Source organism: Brevundimonas sp. MYb52 (assembly GCF_002979535.1).
GTDB lineage: Bacteria > Pseudomonadota > Alphaproteobacteria > Caulobacterales > Caulobacteraceae > Brevundimonas.
Genome location: NZ_PCPB01000009.1, coordinates 42,002 through 64,688, shown reverse-complemented (window position 1 = coordinate 64,688; position 22,687 = coordinate 42,002). Strand labels below are relative to the sequence as shown.

Sequence of the window (22,687 nt, the reverse complement as noted above, 5' to 3'; positions counted from 1 at the left end):
ATCACGCGTCAAACCTGTAACAATGAGGCCACAGTCCGGTCACACATGGCCGAAGGATGTTCCGCGAGCGAAGATCATTCTCGTTTTGGCCCAATTGCTGCAAAAATTGAGCGCAGACGAGCGTCATCGCAGTGCTTTCGACAAACACCCATCAGACGCCGTGCGCCTAAATCAGACAGGAATGGGGCCGACTCTGCGCCCTGAAGACCGCCAAGCGGCCTAGAGGCGGCCTAGAGGTTGTCGCGCAACCAGCCGGCGGCGCGGGCCACCATGCCGCCGCGGTGCACCTTGGGCGCGTCGGCGGCGGTGATCTGACGGGACATCAGCTTGCGGGCTGAGACCGCCTCACGCGGGCCATAGGCGGCGCGCAGCAGGACGCCCGAGGCCGAGCAGAAGGCCGGGCCCGAGGCGGCGTCGGCCAGGTGGGGGGCGCGTTGCGGCTTGCCCAGGCGGACCGGGCGGTCGAAGACGCGCACGGCCAGTTCGCGCACGCCGTTCAGCTGGCTGGCGCCGCCGGTCAGGACGATGCCCGCGCCCGGGTCCATACCGACGCCGGCGTGCTTCAGCCGGTCGCGCAGCAGCTCCAGCGTCTCCTCGACGCGCGGGGCGATGACGGTCTTGAGCATGGCGCGCGGGACGATGACGGGGCCGGCGGACGGGTCCTCGCCGCGCGGCGGGGCCTCCAGCATCTCGCGGTCTTCGTTGGCGCTGGCCATGGCCGAGCCGTGCAGGGTCTTGAGGCGTTCGGCGCCGACCTTGGAGGTCGACAGGCCGCGCGCGATATCGGCGGTGACGTGATCGCCGCCGACGTTCAGGCTTTCGATGTGGAGCAGGCTGCGCCCGCCCCAGACGGCCGCCGAGGTCGAGCCGCCGCCCATGTCGATGCAGACGCTGCCCAGCTCCATCTCGTCCTCTTCCAGCGCGGCGAGCGAGGAGACGACGGGGGCGGCGGCGACGCCTTGCAGGTCCAGGTGGGCCAGTTCCAGACAGTGGCTGAGGGCGCCGAAGGAGCCTTCGGACATCGAGACGACCAGCAGGTCCAGCCCCAGCGAGCCGCCGCGCATCGAGCGCGGATCGTGAACGCCGCGGGCCCCGTCCACCGACCAGGCGATGGGCAGGACGTGGATCGGACGGCGGTTGGGCAGACGGATCTGGGCCAGAGCCATGCCGATGGCGCGGGCCAGGTCGCCGTCGCTGATCGGATGGGCGCCCAGGGAGACGCGGGCCTGAACCCGGTGGCTGGCCATCTGGCCGATGGCCGTGGTGACGATGACCCCGGAGACGGGCGAGCCGGCGGCGCGCTCAGCGCGCTCGACCGCATGACCGATGGCCTGGGCGGCCTCGTCCATGTTGACGATGGCCCCGCCGCGCACGCCGCGCGACTGGACGTGGCTGGCCCCGGCGACGCGGATGGTGCGGTCGGCGTGGCGCACGCCCTCGGGCTTCATGATGAAGCAGGCGACCTTGGACTGGCCCAGGTCGAGCGCGGCCACGGCCGGAGCGCGCGGGGCGCCCTTGGCTTGGTCCGTGTTCGTGTCTCGGCTGCGTCCGGCCATGATGCTCGTGTCCTGAATAGTCGTGTCAGACAGCGCCTTCGGAGGGCCGGACGGCGACCTCCTCGGGCGTGCGGAGATCGACCCGGGCGAAGCCCAGATCGAGAAGGCGTTCGCGCTGGTCCAGCGCGTCGAGGCGGATCAGGGCGCTGTCCTGATCGACGGCGGGCAGCTGGATCAGGGCGCCGTCCTTGAGCCGCAGGTCCCAGCGGCGCTCGTCCACCCGGACCAGGGCGTCGATACGCGCCATCAGGCGCGGGCGCTGGGCCAGCAGGGGCAGGATTTCAGAGGCGGTCTGATCGGCGCCCTTGCCCACCACCAGCGGCAGCTTGGGGTAGCGGCCGGCGTCGGCGCCCGGAATGACCTTGCCGCTGCTGTCGATGACATAGGCGTGGCCGCCGGTCTGCCAGACGGCCAGACGGTCGTGTTCCTTGACGTCGACGATCAGGGTGTCGGGCAATAGGCGCACCACGCGCGCCTCCTTGACCCAGCCCACGGCCTGCACCCGGTCGCGTACGGCGTTCAGGTCCAGACTAACGATGGGCTGGTCGGCGCTGACGCCCACGGCCTGCTGGATCGCCGCCTTGGCCTCGGGCGAGGCCCCGGTGACATGGACCTGCTTGACCTTCAGGCCCATGCCCGAGGTGACGCTGTCAAACTTGTTGGAGACCGAGTTGGAGATGCGCTCGGCCCGCGCGCCCGTGGCCAGGACCCCGCCCAGCACCACGACGCCGGCCACGATGGAGATCAGGACAGCGCGCGGCGACAGGTCCAGCCGACCGATGGCGGCGACCTTGCCCGGCGTGGCCGGAGCGTTGCGGCCGCCCTTTTGCGGCCCCCTGCCCTTCGTCGCGCCCTGTCGCCGACCGCCACGCACTACCGCGGGCATGAGGCGTCCTCCACCATCCACCGAACCAGATCACGATACGCCATCCCGACATAGGCCGCCTGCTCGGGACTGAGCGAGGTCGGCGTCATGCCGGGCTGGGTGTTGACCTCCAGAAGAACGAGAACGTCGTTAACATCGTCATAACGGAAGTCGGATCGCGACACGCCGCGGCAGCCCATGGCCGTGTGGGCCAGCTCGGACTGACGTAAAGACTTGTCAAAGACATGGGCGGGCAGTTCCGCGGGCAGGACGTGCTTGGAGCCGCCCTCGGCGTACTTGGCTTCGTAGTCATAGAAGCCCTTGGTCGGGGTGATGTCGGTGACGGTCAGGGCGCGCGGGCCAGACGCCTCGCCCAGCACAGTGACGGCCAGCTCCTTACCCGCGATGAAGGGTTCGACCATGACCAGATCGCCATAGGCCCAGTCGTCAGCGCCGACTTCGGCGACGGGGCGGTTGGCGCCCTCGCGCACCACGAAGACGCCGACCGAGGAGCCCTCAGCGTTCGGCTTGACCACATAGGGCGGGTCGATGACGTGGCGGCTGGCCACTTCATGACGATCAAACAGACCGCCGCCCGGGACGATGACGCCCGCCGCGCTCAGCACGGCCTTGGACTTGTCCTTGTCCATGGCCAGGGCCGAAGCCAGGACGCCCGAGTGGGTGTAGGGAATCTTGAGCGTCTCGAGGATGCCCTGGACGCAGCCGTCCTCGCCCCATTTGCCGTGCAGAGCATTGAAGACGACATCGGGCTTCAGGGCCGTCAGCACCTGGGCCAGATCGCGGCCGGCGTCGACTCGCGTGACCTTGGCGACCTGCCCTTCCAGGGCATCGGCGCAGCCGCGGCCGGACGACAGCGAAACCTCGCGTTCCGACGACAGGCCGCCCATCAGGACAGCGACGTGGAGGGTGTTCAGGGGCGCGCGCATGGGACGATCCGACTACTAGCCCGCCCCTATGGACTGAATACGGTTAACCGGTTGGAAACGATAGCGGGACGGATGCGAAATTCGCACCCGATCATCGTGGATTGCGAATGAGGAAACACACGCCTTGAAAAGCCTGCTCGGCCACGCCTGACATCCTGAACAATTGATGCTAGGAGGCCCGCCCATGAGCGCAGCTGTCATCGTCTTCCCGGGTTCCAACTGCGACCGCGACTGCAAGGTCGCCGTCGAACGTTCCACTGGCGAACAGGTCCAAATGGTCTGGCACGCCGAGACCGAACTGCCGAAAGGCCTCGATCTGATCGTCCTGCCGGGCGGCTTCTCCTACGGCGACTATCTGCGCTGCGGCGCGATGGCGGCCCAGGCCCCGATCATGCAGGCGGTCAAGAAGGCCGCCGACGACGGCGTCGCCGTCCTGGGCATCTGCAACGGCTTCCAGGTCCTGTGCGAGGCCGGAATGTTGCCGGGCGCCCTGCTGCGCAACGCCGGTCTGAAATACGTCTGCAAGCCCATCAGCCTGACGGTCGCCAACGGCCAGACCCGCTTCACCTCGGGCTACCAGGGCCAACGTGAAGTCGTCATGACCCAGGGCAACGGCGACGGTAACTACTTCGCCGACGCTGAAACGCTCGCTCGCCTCGAAGGCGAGGGCCAGGTGGTGTTCCGCTACGTCGACAACCCCAACGGTTCGACCGCCGACATCGCCGGCATCCAGAATGAGCGCGGCAACGTGCTGGGCATGATGCCCCACCCCGACCGCGCCTTTGAAGCCGAACTGGGCAGCGCCGACGGCGCCACCCTGTTCCAGAGCATCTACGCGGCAGCCTAAACCCCCAGCTTAGGCGCGCCGCCTCCGGTCGCGTCGATGGCGGCGAAGAGGGCTCGGATCAGATCCTGCTCCTCAGCGGTGATCTCCGGTTTCCAGACATCGAAGATCAGGATGGTGCGGTCCCGGCCGCTGTCGTTCCACGCCTCGTGCTCGATGGTGTCGTCAAAGGCCCAGGCCTGACCTTCACGCCACTCTCGCGTCTCGCCGCCGACACGGAAATGCGAGCCCGGCGGCGCGATCAGCGGCAGGTGGCAGATCAGACGCGGATTGATCAGGCCGTGATGCGGCGGAATCCTCGCCCCCGCCTGCAGCTTCGAGAACAGGATGGACGGCGAGCGGCCGGGGATGCGGCACAGGGGCGCCGCCGCCAGGGCCTTCATCGTTTCGGGGCAGCGGGCGGCGATCTCGGGAACTTCGGCCCCGTCCTTCCACAGGAAGACCGCGCTCCAGGCGGCGTTGTCCAGCATGCCCGCCTGCGCGTTCTTGGGACGGTTGGCGCGATCCTCGACATAGGGGGCGAACAGGGTCGGTTCGGCCAGGATGGCGTCCAGTTCCGCCCGGATCGCCGGCCCCGCAGCCTCGACCCCGGCCAGCCAATCCACCGTATCGCGCGGCTGGAACTCGATCTGCGGCAAACCGGGAAACATGTAGAACTTGGGCTGCTGATAATAGAGACGCCGTTTGCCGGTCATCAGGTCCAGCGAAGCCGAGAACCGTGCGCTGGACGAAACCGGGTCGAAGCCCCGCGCCTCCAACCCGTCGCGAAGGCCCTGCTCGAATCGTCGCGCCCCCTCGGCCTGTGCGCGGGCGGCGCGTTCAAGCTCCATCTTAAGATCAGCAGACGGTGAAGGGACGGCGCGGCCTTGCGCCAGGGCGGCGCCATAGAAGCTGGCGGCCGCGCGATGCTCCCCCCGCCCCGCCAAGGCATCGGCCTTCAGCACCAGGGCGCGCGGCTCACGCGGGTTCATCTCCAACAGGGCGTCAGCCGCCAGGGCAAGCGCCGCAAAATCCGATTGATCGCGCGCAGCGCGGGCCTGCGCCAACAAGGTCAGGGGATCGGACAATCGAACATCGCTCATCACAGGATGGAACGACGGGCCGCGGGTGGGGTCAAGCGCCCCGGTCCGGCGCCGGGCTCATTGTCGTTGATCCAGGACTACTTCTTGCGGTCCAGAACGCTGGCGCTGCGGCCGAGTTCGTCGGCCTCGATCTCTTCTTCGACCGGTTCGCCGTCTTCATCCAGCGGGCGCTCCAGCGTGCCTTTGGCGCCGGATTCGCCGATAGCGGCCAGTTCGCGGGCGCCGACCCCCAGGCCCTGTTCCAGGGCGCGGTTGGTTTCCACCTCTTCAGTGTCGAGAGCGGGATCGTCAGGCAGGTCGTCGGGGTCGGCCACAGGGCGTCTCCTTGGCTGAGGCTGTCCTGATAAGCGAGGCGGCGAGCAGAGGGTTCCGTCAGCCGCTCTTGAACCAAACCCCGCAGCGATGCGTAACTAGAGCGAAGCTGAGCAGGAGACGCCGCCATGTCCGCCATCGAACGCCCCACGCCGCGCCAACAGACCCGCCGCCTGGTGGTGCTGGCCGCCGCTGTCTTCGCCGTCGTAGTGCCGATTGTGCAGAACCTGGGCGGGTTCGGCCTGTCACAGGCCGAGTTCGCGGCGGAGGGAAACCAGACCCTGCAGGTGGCGGGCTACGCCTTTTCCATCTGGGGCCTGATCTATCTGGGGCTGCTGGCCTATGCCGTGCGCCAGGCCCTGCCGCAGACGGGCGAGAGCGTGCTGATCAACCGCATGGGCTGGCCCTCGGCCGTCGCCTTCTTCGGCATCGGGATGTGGATCATCGCCGCCGCCCTGAACCTGAAGGCGGCCAGCGTGGTCATCATCTTCGCCTCCCTGCTGGCCCTGCTGGTTCCGCTGCTGGTCAACGCCCGGACCATCCGCACGACCGGGGTGATGGACCGTGATCGCTGGTTCCTGATCTGGCCTCTGGCGGCGCTGGCGGGATGGCTGACGGTCGCTGCGCCGTTGAACCTGATCACCACGGCGACGGCGTTCGACGCCCTGCCCGCCTTCCTGTCACCGACCGTCTGGGCCATCGCCATTCCCGCCTTTGCGGTTCTGGTGGGCCTGGAGGTCACGCACTACCTTCGGACCCTGGCCTATCCCCTGCCGATCGCCTGGGGTCTGGTCGGGATCTTCGTGGCGGAACAGGAGCGTAACCCCACGGTCGCCTACCCCTCGTTGGTCGCAGCCTTCATCCTGGTCGTGGTCGTGGTCGTGGTCACTTTCGGCCTGAAACGCGGGATCGAGCGGCCCCACTGAACGGACGGGCTGACAGGAGGCTCAGACCCGGCTAGAAGCCCCGCCCATGAGCGCTCCGCAAAAGACCACCGCAGAATTGGCCGCTGAATACGGTCTGGCTCCGAACGAGTATGAGGTCCTGCTGGACCGGCTGGGTCGCGAGCCCAACCAGGTCGAGCTGGGCGTCTTCTCGGTCATGTGGTCCGAGCACTGCTCCTACAAATCCTCCAAGAAGCAGTTGATGAAGTTCCCGGTTACGGGACCGCGCGTCATCTGCGGCCCGGGCGAGAACGCCGGGGTCATCGACATCGACGACGGCGACGCCTGCATCTTCAAGATGGAGAGCCACAACCACCCCTCCTACATCGAGCCCTATCAGGGCGCGGCGACGGGCGTGGGCGGCATCATGCGCGACGTCTTCACCATGGGCGCCCGCCCGGTGGCTCTACTGAACGCCTTGCGCTTCGGCGATCCCTCGCACGAGAAGTCCAAGCGCCTGGTCAAGGGCGTGGTCGCCGGCATCGGCGGCTACGGCAACTGCGTCGGCGTGCCGACGGTCGCCGGCGAAACCAATTTCCACAAGGGCTACAACGGCAACATCCTGGTCAACGCCATGTGCGTGGGCATCGCCAAGGCTGATGAGATCTACTACTCGGCCGCGCCGGAAGCCGGCCACGACGTGGTCTATTTCGGCTCCAAGACCGGCCGCGACGGCATCCACGGCGCCACCATGTCCTCGACCGAGTTCGACGACGAGTCGGAGGCCAAGCGCCCCACGGTCCAGGTCGGCGACCCCTTCGCCGAGAAGCTGCTGATCGAAGCCACGCTGGAGCTGATGGCCTCGGGCGCCGTGGCCGCCATTCAGGACATGGGCGCGGCGGGTCTGACCTCCTCGTCGGTCGAAATGGCCGGCAAGGGCGGCGTCGGCGTCGAGCTGGACCTCAACAAGGTGCCCCAGCGCGAAACCGGCATGACCGCCTATGAGATGATGCTGTCGGAAAGCCAGGAGCGGATGCTGGCGGTCCTGAAGCCGGGCTTCGAAGACGTCGGCTATCGCATCTTCCAGAAATGGGGTCTGGACTTCGCCATCATCGGCAAGACGACCAACACCGGCCATCTGGTGCTGAAGCATCACGACGAGGTGGTCTGCGACGTGCCGCTGGCCCCGCTGTTCGACGATGCGCCCCTCTATGACCGCCCCTGGGTCCAGCCCGAGCTGCAACCGCGCCTCGATCCGGCTGAAGTCCCCGCGCCCGAGAGCTGGAACGACGCGGTGATCAAGGTCATCGCCTGCCCCGACATGGCCTCCAAGCGCTGGATCTGGGAACAGTACGACCGCCACGTCATGGCCGACACCCTGCAGGACTCCTCGACCGGCGCCGACGCCGGCGTGGTCCGCGTCCACGGCACCGACAAGGGTCTGGCCGTGACCAGCGACTGCACCCCGCGCTATGTCCAGGCCGACCCCTATGAAGGCGGCAAGCAGGCGGTTGCGGAAGCGTGGCGCAACCTGACCGCCGTGGGCTCGCGTCCCATCGCCATCACCGACAACCTCAACTTCGGCAACCCGCAGCGCCCCGAGATCATGGGCCAGATCGTGCGCGCCACCGACGGCATGGCCGAGGCCTGCCGCGAGCTGGACTTCCCCGTCGTCTCGGGCAACGTCAGCCTCTACAACGAGACCAACGGCGTCGCCATTCCGCCGACCCCGACCGTCGGCGCGGTCGGCCTGCTGACCAACTATGACGTGGTCACCGGCTTCGGCGGCGTGGTCGAGGGCGACACCCTGGTCCTGATCGGCCAGACGCACGGCGAGCTGGGCGCCTCCATCTATCTGCGCGAGGTTCTGAACCGCGAAGACGGCGCTCCGCCGCCGGTCGACCTGAATCTGGAGCGCAAGACCGGCGACTTCGTGCGCGGTCTGATCGAGACGGGCGAGCTGACGGTCGTGCACGACCTGTCGGACGGCGGTCTGGTCGGCGCTGCCGCCGATCTGGCCCTGGCCTCGGACGTCGGCATCGAACTGAACGCCTCCAGCGCCGCCCACGCCCACGCCTTCCTGTTCGGCGAGGACCAGGCCCGCTATCTGGTCGCCGTGTCGGACGCCGAAGCCCTGCTGGCGCAAGCCAAGGACGCCGGTCTGCACGCCTCGGTCGTCGGCGTGGCCAAGGGCGCGGACTTCGCCTCCTCGGGTCCGAAGGGCGAGCTCTACCGCATCCCCGTCGCCCACCTGCGCGAGATCCACGAAAGCTGGATGCCGAACTGGATCGAAGGCTGATGCGAAACCGCGTCGTCGTCCTGCTGGTCGCCAGCGCAGCCCTGCTGGCCGCCTGCGACATCGAGGGCGGTGACCCGGTCCAGCACGCCCTGCGCGACGCGGCCGCCGCCCGACAAGCCGCCGCGCTGAAGACCACCGAGGAAGAACAGGCGTCTGCAGCCAGACGCGCCGCCGCCGTCCCCGCCGAGGGCGATGAGCTTTCGCGCCTGATCGCCTCGCGCCGTCAGGCCGTCGAAGACACCCGCGCCCTGCTGGCCGCCACCACCGACCCGGCACTGAAAGGCCAGTTGACCGGCGACCTCAAGGCCGAGGAAGGTCGGCTGCGCGCGCTCGAGGCCCGCGCCGCCGCGCAATAGCCTCGTCGGGGAAGCCAGCATGAGAACCGCCGTCGTCATGCCTGTCGGGGCTCGCTTCTGCCGCGAGCAGCCGAACTCCATGGAGACGGTGGCGCGAACCCTCGCCAGGGCCGAGACGGCCGAGGTGCGCGTGTTCTGCTGCGAAGGCGCCGACGACCACGACACGCCGTTGGCCCAGACCCTGCCGACGGCCGGTCGCCTTCAGGCCCTGCGCCAGGCCCTGACCGACTATCGCCCCGACGTCATCGAGTTCCACCAGCAGACCCAGCAGGCTGTCGCCCTCGCCCGATACTTCCCCGACGCCGCCGTCACCCTTTATCGCCACAACGCCGTAAAGCCTCCACGCCACGCCATCGACCGCTGGCGCTATGAACGGCGCTATGACCGCATGGACGGTCTGGTCTTCGTCAGCGAGGCGGCGCGGCTCGATTTCCTCAAGGACTTCCCGCGTCTGGCGGACAAGGCCTTCGCCGTGCCCAATCCCATTGATGTCGGGCTGTGGCGGGCGCCGGTGGAGGACCGCGAGCCGCTGATCGCCTTCGCTGGACGCGCCATGCCGGAAAAGGGCGTGGACCTGATCTGCGCCGCCCTGCCCGAGGTGCTGGACCGCCACCCCAGCTGGCGCGCCGTGCTGATGCTCAACGACTGGGACCAGCATCAGGCCTGGGCCGCCCCTCACGTCGCGCCGCTGGCCCGATACGGCGGCCGCGTCCAGATCCTGCGCTCGGCCCCGTTGGCTGACGTTCGTGCCGTGATGCAGAAGGCCGCCATCGCCCTGACGCCCTCGGTCTGGGCCGAACCCCTGGGCCTGACGGCGCTGGAGGCCCATGCGGCGGGCGCGGCCCTGATCTCGTCAGGACGCGGCGGCCTGCGCGAAGCCAGCGGCCCCCACGCCGTCTATGTCGACGACCTGACGGCCCCAGGCCTGGGCGCCGCCATCGAGACCCTGATCAATGATCCGGCCCGACGTGAAGCCATGGCGCGCTCGGCCCAGGCCTATGTGCTGGAGACCCACACCCCTGAACGCCGCGCGTCGCAGTTGGCCGCCCTGCGGGCCAAGCTGGTCCTGACCAAACGCGCCGGGCTCAAACTTCGGCGATAGCCGCAAAAGCCCCTTCCTTTTGACATTATCGTCAATACATATGAAGCCAGCCTGAGAAGGAGCGCTTCATGACCGACGCCGCCGCCTCGACCTTCCGCCCCTGGACGCCGCCGCGCCGGACCCGGAGGATGAACTTGCCGCAGTTCCTGTGGCAGAGCTGGCGCGACCCGCTGCAGATCTGGTCGCAGGCCCATTTTCGCGAACTCTACATCGACGGTGCCTCGCCGCTGGACCGCACCCTGGTGGTCAGCGATCCCGAGGGCGTGAGGCGCGTCCTGACCGACAACGCCGCCAACTATGAAAAGGGCGACCTGCAAAGGCGGGTGCTGGGCCCCATGCTGGCCGACGGCCTGCTGCTGACCGAGGGCGAGCAGTGGCGACGCGCCCGGCGCATCATGGCCCCCCTGTTCACCCCCGCCCACACGGCGCGCACCGCCGAGGCCATGGACCGGGTCTGCCGCCGCCGGGTCGAGGGCTGGCGCCTGGAGCACGGCGCGCGGGTGCTGAACATCGACAGCGAGATGAGCGGGCTGACGTTTGACATCCTATCGGCCACGCTGTTCTCGGACGACCTGGACGGCGACGCGGCCGGGTTCGAGAAGGCGCTGAACCACTTCCTGGCGGTCGGCGCGCGTATCAGTCCGCTGGACGCGCTGAAGGCCCCCGACTGGATTCCACGTCTTGGCAGGGTGGCCTCGGGCGGCGACGCGCGCTTCTTTCAGGAAAGGGTCGGGGCGCTGGTGGCGCGACGCCGGGCGCGGATGGAAGAAGGCGGCGAGCCCCCTGACGACCTGCTGACCGCCCTGCTCAGCGCGCGGGACGAGGACGGCGACGGATCGGGCCTGTCGGACCATGAGGTGGCGTCGAACATCCTGACCTTCATCCTGGCCGGGCATGAGACGACGGCGCGCACTCTGGGCTGGACCCTGCATCTGATCAGCCGCGATCCGCGAGTGGCTGACATTCTGAAAGCTGAGGCCGACGGCTGGGACCGCAGCGCCGGCGCCCTGCGCGACCTGCATTGGCACCGGGCAGTGATCGAGGAGGCCATGCGCCTGTTCCCGCCTGCCCCGACCATGATCCGTCAGGCCGTAGCCGACGACGTCATCGGCGGTCATGAGGTCAAAGCCGGTCAGACCGTGCTGATCGTGCCCTGGGTCATCCATCGCCACGAAAAGCTGTGGGACGAACCCGACGCCTTCCGCCCCGAGCGCTTCCTGCCCGAGAACCGCAAGTCCATCGACCGCTATGCCTGGCTGCCCTTCAGCGGCGGCCCGCGCATCTGCATCGGCGCCGCCTTCGCCATGCAGGAGGCGATCATCGCCCTGGCCGAAATCCTCAAGGTCGCCGAGGTCGAAGCCATCACGCCGATAGAGCCCCGGCCGGTGCATCAGGTGACGCTGCGCAGCAGCCGGACGATGCGGCTGCGGCTCAGGGCGCGGCGGGATCGGGCCGAGGCGGTCTAGACCTGAGGGATGGCTTGGCTCAGGCGGCCGCCGACGCGGATGGCTTCGACGCGCTTGGCCAGACCCGTGCGGTCGTCGGTCTCGACGAAAACGCCGCAGATGGTGGCCGGGCCGCTGGCGGGGGTGTAGCGCCCGCCGGACAGCCGCGTGGTGAAGCGGCGCAGCGGCTCTTCCTTGTCGTTGCCGATGACCGAGTCATAGTCGCAGCAGCCGCCGGCGTCGGTCTGATAGGCCGTGCCGTGGGGCAGGATCTGGGCGTCCGCCGTCGGGACGTGGGTGTGGGTGCCGACGACCAGGCTGGCGCGCCCGTCGCAGAAGTGGCCCATGCCCATCTTCTCGCTGGTGGCCTCGGCGTGCATGTCGACGATGACGGCGTCGGCGACCACGCCGAGCGGCGCCGCTTCCAGCTCGCGCTCGACGGCGCTGAACGGGTCGTCCATCGGGTCCATGTGCACCCGGCCCAGGACGTTGATGACCAGAACCCGACGGCCGTCCTCGGTGACGAAGACATCCGCGCCGCGACCCGGCGCGTCCATCAGGCGCGGATAGTTGGCCGGACGGATCAGGCGCGGCTCGCGCACGATATAGGTCAGGGCTTCGCGCTGGTCCCAGCTATGGTTGCCCAGGGTCAGGACATCGGCGCCGGCGGCGAAGATCTCGCGCGCCGTGTTCTCGGTGATGCCGAATCCGCCTGCGGCATTCTCGGCGTTGACCACCACGAAGTCGAGCTTGAGGTCGCGCCTCAGCCCCGGAAGATGATCCGTCAAACCATCGCGCCCGGACTTGCCGACCACGTCACCGAAAAATGCCAGTCTCATGGGACGGCTCTATAGCCCTTCTCGGTCAAAACGCCATGCAGACGCATGTCGTGGGCCTCCAGCGCCAACCGCTCGACCTCTTGCCCGGCATAGGCGAAGCCGATCCGCACAGCGTCCGGCAGAACCGCAAAGGTCCGGTCGTAATAGCCGCCGCCCTGCCCCAGCCGCCCGCCGTGAACGTCAAAGGCCAACAGCGGCGTCAGGATCAGGTCGGGCGTGACGACCTCGCTGAGCGGCAGGGGAGCGGGACAGCCGGCGGCGTCCAGTTCCAGCGGCTCACCCGGCGTCCAGGCGCGAAAGATCATGGCCGCGTCGCGCGCGATGACCACCGGCAGGCACAGGCGGCGGCCCGCCTGATACAGGGCGACAGCCAGGGCATCCGTGTCCAGTTCCGAGCCCATGGCGCGATAGAGGGCGACGGTTTCGCCGGCTGGCAAAGCCTCGGCGTGACCAGCAGCGCGCTCGGCGGCTTCGTGGTCGACCTCGGCCAACCGCTTGCGCAGGGCGCGCATCGCGGCGCGGAGTTCGTGTTTGGATGTCATGCGCCGTCTCAAGCCCGTCCGGACATCAACGCGCTCAAGCAGCGAGGCCTCGCAGGCCGAGCGATAGCGCAACAAGAATGCAAAGGGTGGCGGCGCCGCAAGAGCCGTGAAGAACGTTTAAATCCTCTCGACCTGGGTAGCCAGGTGGGCTCCATATGCCCAGGCCCTCGAGCCCGGACAGGGACAGATCCCGTAGAGTGAATTAAGGTCAGAAGGATATGTTGTCTTCGACGTGAGCCGCAGCAGGACCCGCCGTCGGACAAGATAGGCGGTCCGGCAGGATTCAACAATGGCGGATCAGGCACGTCTTGTTTCTTCCGTCATCCCGGACGGCCCGAAGGGACGATCCGGGACCCAGACGGTCAGATCATCCCGACAAGGAACCGCCTGGCTACCCACGCCTGGGTCCCGGCTCTGCGCCTTGCTCCGCAAGGCTTGGCCGGGATGACGGCACGAAAATCAAATCGTCTGACAGATCTTCTCGATACGCGCCGCCACGGCGTTCAGGGCCTCGGCCACGCCGTCGCCCGGCGGGGGCGGCGGGGCTTTCTGGGGGCCGTCCTGAACCGCTGGTCCCTGGCCGTTCTCCAGGCGCTGACGCGCCTCGTGCAGTTCGTCGGCCAGCATCAGCGAGGCCATCAGGAACAGGCGCAGGTCGCCGACATGGCCGACATCGCCGGCGATCTGGCGCACATGACTGTCGAACTGGCGGGCCAGGATGCCGACGCGCTCTTCCTGGCCATCGGCGCAGCCCACCGCATAGGAGCGGCCGTTGACTTCAACTGTGACGGTCGCCATCAGCGCGCCTCCTGCTCGGCTAGGACCTCGCGCACGGCCTCGGCCGCCCGGCCCAGGGCCTCGGCGGCGTCGCGGCCGGCGGCTTCCAGTTCGGTGATCCGCACCAGGTCGGCGGCGTTCGACGGTCTTGGCGCGAACAGGTCGTCGTCGGTGATGGCGGGGGCGGTGGCCGGACGCGCCTTCAGCTCCAGCACTCTGCGTTCCAGCAGGGCCAGGGCCTTGTCGATGCGTGTCTTTGCGGCCGTAACGGCGTCCATTGGGGTCCTTTCGTCCAGATTCCGTATAGAACCTGTGCGCGCGTCGGGGTAAAGGCGGCGCGCCCCCGCTTTATCCTGTTCCTGAGGAAAGGTCTCGCCGTGACCGACGCCCAAGCTGCATTCGCCAAGCCTTCGCCCAAGCAGATGGCCGACGCCATCCGCGTCCTGTCCATGGACGGCGTCGAAAAGGCCAAGAGCGGCCACCCCGGCATGCCCATGGGCATGGCCGACGTCGCCACCGTCCTCTACTCGAAATTCCTGAAGTTCGACGCCAGCCGTCCCGACTGGGCCGACCGCGACCGCTTCATCCTGTCGGCGGGCCACGGCTCGATGCTGATCTACAGCCTGCTGCACCTGACCGGCTACAAGGAAGCCACCAAGGAGCAGTTGGAAAACTTCCGCCAGTGGGGCTCCAAGACCGCGGGCCACCCGGAATACGGCCACCTGGCCGGGATCGAAACCACGACCGGCCCCCTGGGTCAGGGCCTGGCCACCTCGGTCGGCTTCGCCGTGGCTGAACGCCACCTGGCCGCCCGCTTCGGTGCAGACCTGGTGGACCACCGCACCTGGGTCGTCGCCGGCGACGGCTGCCTGATGGAAGGCGTGTCGCAGGAAGCCATTGCGCTTGCCGGTCGCCTGAAGCTGAACAAGCTGTGCGTCCTGTGGGACGACAATGAGATCACCATCGACGGCAAGGTGTCGCTGTCGGACGCCACCGACCAACTGGCTCGCTTCAAGGCCTCGGGCTGGGCGGTCAAGGCCATCGACGGCCACGACCACAAGCAGATCCAGAAGGCCCTGGCCTGGGCGACCAAGCAGTCCAAGCCGACGCTGATCGCCTGCAAGACCAAGATCGGCAAGGGCGCCGCCACCATGGAAGGCAGCCACAAGACCCACGGCGCCGCCCTGGGCGCCACCGAGATCGCCGCCACGCGCCAGGCCCTGCACTGGCCCTTCGCCCCGTTCGAACTGCCGGAAGGCATCCAGAAGGCCTGGGCCAAGGTCGGCAAGCAGGGCGCCAAGACCCGCAAGGGCTGGGAAGCCCGCCTGCTGAACCACGCCCAGCGCGACGACTTCACTCGCGCCATGGCCGGCGACCTGCCCACCGGCGCCTTCGAGGCGCTGGACGCCAAGCTGAAGGAACTGGTCTCGACCCAGCCGGCCCTGGCCACGCGCCAATCCTCGGGCGAGGCGCTGGAGACGGTGTTCAACGCCATCCCCGAACTGATCGGCGGCTCGGCCGACCTGACCGGCTCGAACAACACCTTCGTCAAGGACACCCAGATCCTTGACGCGCCTGACTACGCCGGTCGCTACCTGAACTACGGCATCCGCGAGTTCGGCATGGCCGCAGCAATGAACGGCCTGGCCCTGCACGGCGGGGTCATCCCCTACGCCGGCACCTTCATGGCGTTCGCGGACTACAGCCGTCCGGCGATCCGCCTGGGCGCCCTGATGGGCGTGCGCGTGGTTCACGTCCTGACCCATGACTCGATCGGTCTGGGCGAAGACGGCCCGACCCACCAGCCGGTCGAGCATCTGGCGGCGCTGCGCGCCATCCCCAACCTGATGGTCTTCCGCCCGGCCGACACCGTCGAGGCGCTGGAGTGCTGGCAGGTCGCCCTGCAGCACAAGAAAACCCCGTCGGGCATGTGCCTGTCGCGTCAGAAGACCCCGGCGGTCCGACTGACCGACGCCGGCGAGAACCTGTCGCGCAAGGGCGCCTATGAGCTGAAGGCCGCCAACGGCCCGGCGAAAGTCACCCTGTTCGGCACCGGCACCGAAGTCGCCCTGGCGCTGAAGGCCGCCGAGACGTTGGAGGCCGAAGGCGTGCCGACCCGCGTCGTCTCGGTCCCCTGCTTCGAACTGTTCGAGCAGCAGCCCAAGGCCTATCAGGACGCCGTCATCGGCCGCGGCACCGTCCGCGTCGCCGTGGAAGCCGCGATCAAGCAGGGCTGGGAACGCTTCATCGGCGAGGACGGCGGCTTTGTCGGCATGACCGGCTTCGGCGCCTCGGCCCCGGCCGAAGTCCTCTACCGCGAGTTCGGCATCACCGCCGAGGCCGTGGTCGAAGCCGCCAAGGCCCGGCTCTAAGCCTGATGCGCCGCCTCGCCCTCGCTCTGAGCTTCGGCTTGTCGATGGCGGGCGGCGCACCCGCCTTCGCCGAGACCGCCATTCCCGTGGCGGTCGAGACGCCCGTCGTCATCGGCCATTCCTACGCCCTGCCCTCCGCCGTCATGGGCCAGACGCGCGAGATCAACGTCTGGCTACCGCCCGGCTATGCCAAGGGCAATCAGACCTATCCGGTCCTCTATGTCCTCGACGGCGGACAGGATCAGGACTTTCACCACATCTCGGGCATCGCCCAGTTGGGGACCATCGTCGGCACGACGCGCGACGTCATCGTCGTGGGCATCGCCTCGGTCGACCGCCGCAACGAACTGGCCCTGCCGACCGAGAACGCCGAACTGATCGTCCGCTATCCGACGCAAGGGCAGTCCGAGCGCTTCCGCCGGTTTGTCGGCGAAGAGGTCATGCCCTTCATCGAAGGCCGCTTCCGCACCAGCGGCGAGACGGCCCTGATGGGCGAGTCTCTGGCGGGTCTGTTCGTGGTCGAGACCTTCCTGAAAGAGCCGCAGATGTTCGACGCCTATGTCGCCGTCAGCCCCAGCCTGTGGTGGGACGGCGGTCAGTTGGCGCGGCAGTCAGGGGCGCACCTGCGCGACCATTCCAATGACCCGCGCACCCTGATCCTGACGCTCGGCGACGAGGGCGAGGAGATGCAGGCGCCGATGGACGTCCTGACCGCCAACCTGCGCGACCACGCCCTGCCCGGCGTCACCTGGACCTTCACCCCGCGCCCGACCGAGAGCCACGCCACCATCTATCACGGGGCTGCGCTGGACGCCTTCCGCCGCCTCTATGCGGTTCCGACACCATGAGCCATCTCGGCGCCGTCAGCCTGCTGGTCCGCGACTATGACGAGGCCATCGCCTTCTACGTCGGCAAGCTGGGCTTCGACCTTTCCGAAGACACCGACATGGGCGGCGCCAAGCGCTGGGTCCGCGTCACGCCGAAAGGCGGCCAGACCTCGCTGCTGCTGGCCCGCGCCGCGACGCCGGAACAGGTCGCCCGGATCGGCGATCAGGCCGGCGGCCGCGTCTGGTTGTTCCTCTACACCGACGACCTGCTGCGCGACCACGCCGCCTGGCTGAAGGCCGGCGTCGTCTTCCGCGAAACGCCCCGTCACGAAGCCTATGGCAAGGTGGTGGTCTTCGAAGACCTCTACGGCAACGCCTGGGACCTGATCGAACCGACTACCGGAGCCTGAGGCCATGAAGATCGGCACGCCGCTTACCGACCACGCCACGCGCGTCATGCTGCTCGGCTCGGGCGAGCTGGGCAAGGAGGTGGCCATCGAGCTGCAGCGTCTGGGCGCCGAGGTGATCGCGGTCGACCGCTATCCCAACGCCCCGGCCATGCAGGTGGCGCACCGCAGCCACGTCATCCCCATGACCGATCCTCAGGTGCTGAACGGGATCATCATGGCCGAGGCCCCGCACATCATCGTGCCAGAGATCGAGGCCATCGCCACCGACGCCCTGGCGGCCATCGAGGCGGCGGGTCTGGCCCGCGTCATCCCCACGGCCCGCGCCACCCAGTTGACCATGAACCGCGAGGGCATCCGTCGCCTGGCCGCCGAGGAACTAGACCTGCCGACCAGCCCCTACGCCTTTGCGGGCTCGGCCGAGGAACTGGCGGCGGGGGCCGAGGCCGTCGGCTTCCCCTGCTTCGTCAAGCCGGTCATGTCCTCGTCGGGCAAGGGCCAGTCCTATGTCCAGAGCGCCGATCAGGTCGCCGACGCCTGGGACTATGCCCTGGCCTCAGGCCGGGTCGACACGACCCGCGTCATCGTCGAGGGCAAGATCGACTTCGACTATGAGATCACCCTGCTGACCGTGCGCTCGCTGCACGACGACGCCGTCCGCACCGACTTCTGCGCCCCCATCGGCCATCGCCAGCAGAAGGGCGACTATGTCGAAAGCTGGCAGCCGCAGATCATGAGCGAGGCCGCCTTGCAGGCGGCGCAGGACATCGCGGGCAAGGTGACGGACGCCCTGGGCGGTCTCGGCGTCTTCGGCGTCGAGCTGTTCGTCACCGGCGACAAGGTCTGGTTCTCGGAGGTTTCACCGCGCCCGCACGACACCGGGCTGGTGACCCTGGCCACCCAGACCATGAGCGAGTTCGCTCTGCACGCCCGCGCCATCCTCGGCCTGCCAGTGGACGTGTCCCTGCGCGAGCCGGGCGCCAGCGCCGTCATCTATGGCGGTATGGAGGCCGAGGGCGTGGTGTTCGAGGGCGTCGCCGAGGCCCTGTCGGTGCCGACCGCCGACCTGCGCCTGTTCGGCAAGCCCGAGGCGTTCGAGCGCCGTCGCATGGGCGTGGCTCTGGCCCGCGGCGCCGACACGGATCAGGCCCGCTCACGGGCGACCGAGGCGGCGAGCAGGGTCCGCGTCGTCAACTCCTGACGCCTCTTTCCTCCCCATGAAATGGGGAGGGGGACCGCGTAGCGGTGGAGGGGCTTCTGCGCCTGGATGAAGCGGCCCCTCCGTCACGGGCGCTACGCACCCGCGCCACCTCCCCATGGAATGGGGAGGAGAACTCGCCGCAAAGCTTGCCTTGACTGTAAAATAAAGACGCCAACCTTCGACTTTAGTCGGTTGGCGCCGAGGCCCTAAAGGGTTCAGAAATGCCGAAAGGTCGCACCTAGTCGGCCCGGAGGACCGTTTCGCCATGGGCAAGCTCAAGACCGCGCTAATTTTTGGCGCCATAGCCATACTGGGGGCCATCGCCCTCGCCGTCATCGCCCTGCATCAGGGCGAGAGCATCAGCGCCGTCTGGATCGTGGTGGCGGCGCTGTGCGTCTACGCCATCGCCTACCGCTTCTACGCCCGCTACCTGGCTGGCAAGGTCATGGGGCTGAACGCGAAACGGCCCACCCCGGCGGTTCGGCATAACGACGGGCTGGACTATGTGCCGACCCCGCGCAACGTCCTGTTCGGCCACCATTTCGCGGCCATCGCGGGCGCCGGGCCACTGGTCGGGCCGGTGCTGGCGGCCCAGATGGGCTATCTGCCCGGCGTGCTGTGGATCCTCGTCGGCGCGGTTCTGGCCGGGGCGGTGCAGGACATGATGGTCCTGTTCATGTCCACCCGGCGCGACGGTCGCTCGCTGGGCGACATGGTCCGCACCGAAATGGGCCCCATCCCCGGCATCATCGCCCAGGTCGGCGTGCTGATGATCATGGTCATCATTCTGGCGGTTCTGGCCCTGGTCGTGGTCAAGGCTTTGGCCGAGAGCCCGTGGGGCACCTTCACCGTGGCCGCCACCATCCCCATCGCCGTCTTCATGGGCCTCTACACCCGCTACCTGCGGCCTGGCCGCGTGGGCGAGGTCTCGGTCATCGGCGTGGTCCTGCTGATCCTTGCCATCATCGGCGGCGGTCACATCGCGGCTGATCCCTTCTGGGGTCCGGCCTTCACCCTGTCCGGCACCACCCTGGCCATCGCCATGATGGCCTATGGCTTCGTCGCCTCGGTCATTCCGGTCTGGCTGCTGCTGGCCCCGCGCGACTACCTGTCCACCTTCCTGAAGATCGGCGCCATCCTGGCCCTGGCCGTCGGCATCCTGATCGTGCGTCCGCACGTGCAGATGCCGGCCATCACCCCCTTCATCGACGGCACCGGCCCGGTCTTCTCCGGCGCCCTCTTCCCCTTCCTGTTCATCACCATCGCTTGCGGCGCGGTCTCGGGCTTCCACGCCCTGATCTCGTCGGGCACCACGCCCAAGCTGCTGGAGAACGAGAACCAGATCCCGCTGATCGGCTATGGCGCCATGCTGTGCGAGAGCTTCGTGGCCATCATGGCCCTGATCGCCGCCACGGTGCTGGACCCCGCCGTCTATTTCGCCATGAACAGCCCGGTCAGCGTGATCGGCGACAACGCCGCCTCCGCCGCCGCGGCCGTGGCCCAGTGGGGCTTCCACATCACCCCCGGCGAGTTGGAGCAACTGGCCCGCGACGTGGGCGAGCACTCCATCCTGTCACGCGCGGGCGGCGCGCCTACGTTGGCCGTCGGCATGGCCCACATCCTGTCGGGCATCATCGGCGGCAAGGCCATGATGGCCTTCTGGTACCACTTCGCCATCCTGTTCGAAGCCCTGTTCATCCTGACCACGGTCGACGCCGGCACCCGCGTCTGCCGCTTCATGATCCAGGACCTGCTGGGCGTCGCCGTGCCCAAAATGCGCGAGACCAAGTCCTGGACCGCCAACGTCGTGGCCACGGCCCTGACGGTCAGCCTGTGGGGCTACTTCCTCTACACCGGCGTGGTCGATCCTCTGGGCGGCATCAACAGCCTGTGGCCGCTGTTCGGCATCGCCAACCAGATGCTGGCCGCCGTCGCCCTGATCCTCGGCACCGTGGTCCTGTTCAAGATGAAGCGCGAGCGCTTCGCCTGGGCTACGGCGGTTCCGGCGGTCTGGCTGCTGATCTGCACCCTGACGGCGGGCTTCCAGAAGCTGCTGCACCCGGACGTCAAGATCGGCTTCCTGGCCCACGCCCGGAAGTATCAGGACGCCCTGGCCGCCGGCGACATCCTGGCCCCGGCCAAGACGGCGGGCGACATGCACCGGATCATCATCAACGACTACGTCAACTCGGCCCTGACGGCGGGCTTCCTGTTCGTGGTCCTGACCATGGTGGTCTATGGCGTCCGCGCCTGCCTCAAGGCCCGGAAGATCAACCACCCGACCGTGGTCGAGCAGCCCGCCGCCCACGAGCTGACGCTGGAGGACGAAGCCATGGACACGGCCCGTGCCTAGGCCCGCCCCCCAAGATGGCGGCGCAGATCTACTCTGCGTCTGCCGCGACACCCTGGTGCGGTGGGGCAAGGACGCCCGCCGCACCGCCAGCCTCATGGTCGGCCAGCCCGACTATGAGGTCTATGTCGCCCACGCCGAGGCCACCCACCCCGAGCAGCCGCCGCTGGATCGCACCGCCTTCTTCCGCCTGCACGAAGCCCGCCGCTTCGGGGCCGGCGGCGCGTTCCGCTGCTGCTGAGACCTTACTGCGAGTTCACTCGCCAAGGCCCGGCGTCGGCATAAGGTGGCGGGCATGAAAGCGCCCGTCCCCGCCCTTGGCTTCATCGCCGCCCTGTTCCTCGCCGCCTCGCCCGCCCTCGCGCGACAGGCCGAGGCCCCCGCCGCACCCCGCGTCGTCGTCGGCCAGGTCGCCGCCGCCATCCGCGACGCCTATTTCGACCCCGCCAAGGCCGAGACCATCGCCGCCGCACTGGAGGCCGAGGCCGCCGCAGGCCGCTATGACGCCCTGACCGATCCCCGCGATCTGGAAACGGCCCTGACCGCGCGGCTGGAGCCTTTCGACCAGCATTTCAGCGTCGGCAAACCGGCGCCCTCCACGCCCGCCGCCGCCCCGTCCTCGGGCGCGGCATCGGGCCTCGCCCCCGTGCCCTTCCCCGTCGTCGCCGCCCGTGGCGGTCAGGGATTCCGCGCGGTTCAGATCCTGCCCGGCAATGTCGGTCTGATCGACATGAGGATGTTCGCCGACTTCGAGGGGCCCAATGACCCGGCCCGCCGTCAGGCCGATGCCGCCTTGCAGATGGTGTCGGGCGCGGACGCCGTCATCTTCGATCTGCGCAACAACGGCGGAGGCTCGCCCGCCATGGTCGGCTATCTGGTCAGCGCCTTCGTCGGGCCGGACGCCGACGTCTATAACCGCTTCCATTCCCGCGACGGCGAAGCCAGCGAAGCCCCCGCCCAGCCCTATGCCGCGCCGCGCCTGGACGTGCCGGTCTATATCCTGATCAGCGGCCGCACCGGCTCGGCGGCCGAAGCCTTCGCCTATACGATGCAGGCTGCAAAGCGCGCCGTCGTCGTCGGCGAGACCTCGGGCGGCGCGGCCAACCCCGGCGGCCCGGTCTTCACGCCGTCGGGCTACCGCGTCTTCATCTCCACCGGCTCACCGACCAATCCCCTGACCGGCGGCAACTGGGAACAGGTCGGCGTCCGCCCCGACGTGGCCGTCCCCGCAGAGGAGGCGCTTGAGACCGCCTGGAAGGCGGCGCTCGCCGGGCAAGCCAACGCCGCCCCCGCCGCCGCGACCCAGGCCGCCTGGGTGCGCGAAGCGCTGGACGCCAAACCCGCCGCCTTCGACCCCGCCCCCTACCTCGGCGCCTATGGCGCATCCGTGATCCAGGCCTCCGCCGACGGCCTGACCTGGAAGAACGAGCGCCGCCCGGCCTGGCGTCTGCGCCCCCTGTCGCCCGACCTCTTCTTCGACGTGGACGAGCCCTATCGCCGCATTCGTTTCGTCCGCGACGACGCGGGCCGCGTCACGGCGCTGGAGATTCTGGACAGCCAGACGGGCGTCAGCCGCCTGCTGCGCCGCGCCGCCTAGGTCGTCTTCCGTTACAGGCGATCACACCTTGTTACGGGCGCGGGGTTGCAACCGCGCGCGCTCCGTCCCACTAAGGCGCCAAT

General features: G+C 68.5%; 22 protein-coding genes and 1 other RNA gene. 13 read left to right on the top strand and 10 right to left on the bottom strand.

Going from position 1 to position 22,687, the window contains the following annotated elements:
- Nucleotides 1-230: 230 nt before the first annotated feature.
- Genes ftsA through CQ039_RS11065 form a run of 3 tightly spaced genes read right to left on the bottom strand, consistent with a single transcriptional unit; the run spans nt 231 to nt 3,368 of the window.
- A complete protein-coding gene (gene ftsA, locus CQ039_RS11075) occupies nt 231-1,556 on the bottom strand; it encodes a cell division protein FtsA (RefSeq protein ID WP_105563928.1) in 1,326 nt (441 codons plus the stop codon).
- 25 nt (nt 1,557-1,581) lie between these two features.
- Nucleotides 1,582-2,442 carry a cell division protein FtsQ/DivIB gene (locus CQ039_RS11070; RefSeq protein WP_105563929.1) on the bottom strand — a complete coding sequence of 287 codons (861 nt, stop codon included), beginning with the start codon at nt 2,440-2,442 and terminating at the stop codon, nt 1,582-1,584.
- The gene (locus CQ039_RS11065) at nt 2,430-3,368 is read right to left on the bottom strand and encodes a D-alanine--D-alanine ligase (protein ID WP_105563930.1); all 939 of its coding nucleotides are present in this window, start codon (nt 3,366-3,368) and stop codon (nt 2,430-2,432) included. Before CQ039_RS11065 ends, CQ039_RS11070 begins: the two co-directional genes overlap by 13 nt.
- A 184-nt stretch (nt 3,369-3,552) precedes the next feature.
- Here CQ039_RS11065 and purQ point away from each other — a divergent pair, with 184 nt between their 5' ends.
- The gene (gene purQ / locus CQ039_RS11060) at nt 3,553-4,215 is read left to right on the top strand and encodes a phosphoribosylformylglycinamidine synthase subunit PurQ (RefSeq protein WP_105563931.1); all 663 of its coding nucleotides are present in this window, start codon (nt 3,553-3,555) and stop codon (nt 4,213-4,215) included.
- Here the strand turns inward: purQ and CQ039_RS11055 are convergent.
- Nucleotides 4,212-5,279 (bottom strand): aspartyl/asparaginyl beta-hydroxylase domain-containing protein, encoded by a 1,068-nt coding sequence (locus CQ039_RS11055; protein WP_233190253.1) that lies wholly within the window; start codon nt 5,277-5,279, stop codon nt 4,212-4,214. The genes purQ and CQ039_RS11055 overlap by 4 nt on opposite strands.
- A 92-nt stretch (nt 5,280-5,371) precedes the next feature.
- Nucleotides 5,372-5,608, bottom strand: a complete 237-nt coding sequence (locus CQ039_RS11050) for a hypothetical protein (RefSeq protein WP_233190254.1) — start codon at nt 5,606-5,608, stop codon at nt 5,372-5,374.
- Between the two features lie 126 nt (nt 5,609-5,734).
- Between CQ039_RS11050 and CQ039_RS11045 the strand changes: the two genes are divergently transcribed.
- From CQ039_RS11045 to CQ039_RS11025, 5 genes are all read left to right on the top strand, one after another.
- Nucleotides 5,735-6,532, top strand: coding sequence for a hypothetical protein (locus CQ039_RS11045; RefSeq protein ID WP_105563933.1), 798 nt, complete (start codon nt 5,735-5,737; stop codon nt 6,530-6,532).
- 46 nt (nt 6,533-6,578) lie between these two features.
- A complete protein-coding gene (gene purL / locus CQ039_RS11040; RefSeq protein WP_105563934.1) occupies nt 6,579-8,789 on the top strand; it encodes a phosphoribosylformylglycinamidine synthase subunit PurL in 2,211 nt (736 codons plus the stop codon).
- Complete coding sequence (locus tag CQ039_RS11035) at nt 8,789-9,145, top strand: indole-3-glycerol-phosphate synthase (RefSeq protein WP_105563935.1); 357 nt, start codon at nt 8,789-8,791, stop codon at nt 9,143-9,145. The genes purL and CQ039_RS11035 overlap by 1 nt, the downstream gene beginning before the upstream one ends.
- A gap of 19 nt (nt 9,146-9,164) precedes the next feature.
- A complete protein-coding gene (locus tag CQ039_RS11030; protein ID WP_233190255.1) occupies nt 9,165-10,247 on the top strand; it encodes a glycosyltransferase family 4 protein in 1,083 nt (360 codons plus the stop codon).
- 68 nt (nt 10,248-10,315) lie between these two features.
- Entirely contained in the window at nt 10,316-11,713 is a 1,398-nt protein-coding gene (locus CQ039_RS11025) for a cytochrome P450 (RefSeq protein ID WP_105563936.1), read from the top strand.
- Here the strand turns inward: CQ039_RS11025 and CQ039_RS11020 are convergent.
- The 5 genes from CQ039_RS11020 to CQ039_RS11000 all read right to left on the bottom strand — a co-directional run bounded on the left by CQ039_RS11020 (nt 11,710) and on the right by CQ039_RS11000 (nt 14,128).
- Complete coding sequence (locus CQ039_RS11020; protein ID WP_105563937.1) at nt 11,710-12,531, bottom strand: TIGR00282 family metallophosphoesterase; 822 nt, start codon at nt 12,529-12,531, stop codon at nt 11,710-11,712. The genes CQ039_RS11025 and CQ039_RS11020 overlap by 4 nt on opposite strands.
- Nucleotides 12,528-13,073 (bottom strand): 5-formyltetrahydrofolate cyclo-ligase, encoded by a 546-nt coding sequence (locus CQ039_RS11015; protein WP_105563963.1) that lies wholly within the window; start codon nt 13,071-13,073, stop codon nt 12,528-12,530. The genes CQ039_RS11020 and CQ039_RS11015 overlap by 4 nt, the downstream gene beginning before the upstream one ends.
- Nucleotides 13,074-13,161: 88 nt before the next feature.
- Nucleotides 13,162-13,322, bottom strand: a non-coding RNA gene (gene ssrS, locus CQ039_RS11010) — 6S RNA.
- Between the two features lie 210 nt (nt 13,323-13,532).
- Nucleotides 13,533-13,871: a cell division protein ZapA gene (locus tag CQ039_RS11005; protein ID WP_105563938.1), complete on the bottom strand. Its 339-nt coding sequence runs from the start codon at nt 13,869-13,871 to the stop codon at nt 13,533-13,535.
- A complete protein-coding gene (locus CQ039_RS11000; RefSeq protein WP_105563939.1) occupies nt 13,871-14,128 on the bottom strand; it encodes a hypothetical protein in 258 nt (85 codons plus the stop codon). Before CQ039_RS11000 ends, CQ039_RS11005 begins: the two co-directional genes overlap by 1 nt.
- A 144-nt stretch (nt 14,129-14,272) precedes the next feature.
- On the opposite strand from CQ039_RS11000, the gene tkt reads away from it, so the two are divergent.
- The 7 genes from tkt (at nt 14,273) to CQ039_RS10965 (ending at nt 22,604) form a co-directional block, all read left to right on the top strand.
- Complete coding sequence (gene tkt / locus CQ039_RS10995; RefSeq protein WP_233190257.1) at nt 14,273-16,222, top strand: transketolase; 1,950 nt, start codon at nt 14,273-14,275, stop codon at nt 16,220-16,222.
- A 5-nt stretch (nt 16,223-16,227) separates the two neighbouring features.
- Nucleotides 16,228-17,070, top strand: coding sequence for an alpha/beta hydrolase (locus CQ039_RS10990; protein ID WP_105563941.1), 843 nt, complete (start codon nt 16,228-16,230; stop codon nt 17,068-17,070).
- Nucleotides 17,067-17,459 (top strand): VOC family protein, encoded by a 393-nt coding sequence (locus CQ039_RS10985; RefSeq protein ID WP_105563942.1) that lies wholly within the window; start codon nt 17,067-17,069, stop codon nt 17,457-17,459. The genes CQ039_RS10990 and CQ039_RS10985 overlap by 4 nt, the downstream gene beginning before the upstream one ends.
- A gap of 4 nt (nt 17,460-17,463) precedes the next feature.
- Complete coding sequence (gene purT, locus CQ039_RS10980) at nt 17,464-18,657, top strand: formate-dependent phosphoribosylglycinamide formyltransferase (RefSeq protein WP_105563943.1); 1,194 nt, start codon at nt 17,464-17,466, stop codon at nt 18,655-18,657.
- 265 nt (nt 18,658-18,922) lie between these two features.
- A complete protein-coding gene (locus tag CQ039_RS10975) occupies nt 18,923-21,010 on the top strand; it encodes a carbon starvation CstA family protein (protein WP_105563944.1) in 2,088 nt (695 codons plus the stop codon).
- A complete protein-coding gene (locus CQ039_RS16895; RefSeq protein WP_255413106.1) occupies nt 21,003-21,248 on the top strand; it encodes a YbdD/YjiX family protein in 246 nt (81 codons plus the stop codon). The genes CQ039_RS10975 and CQ039_RS16895 overlap by 8 nt, the downstream gene beginning before the upstream one ends.
- A gap of 54 nt (nt 21,249-21,302) precedes the next feature.
- Entirely contained in the window at nt 21,303-22,604 is a 1,302-nt protein-coding gene (locus CQ039_RS10965; protein WP_105563946.1) for a S41 family peptidase, read from the top strand.
- Nucleotides 22,605-22,687: the final 83 nt, after the last annotated feature.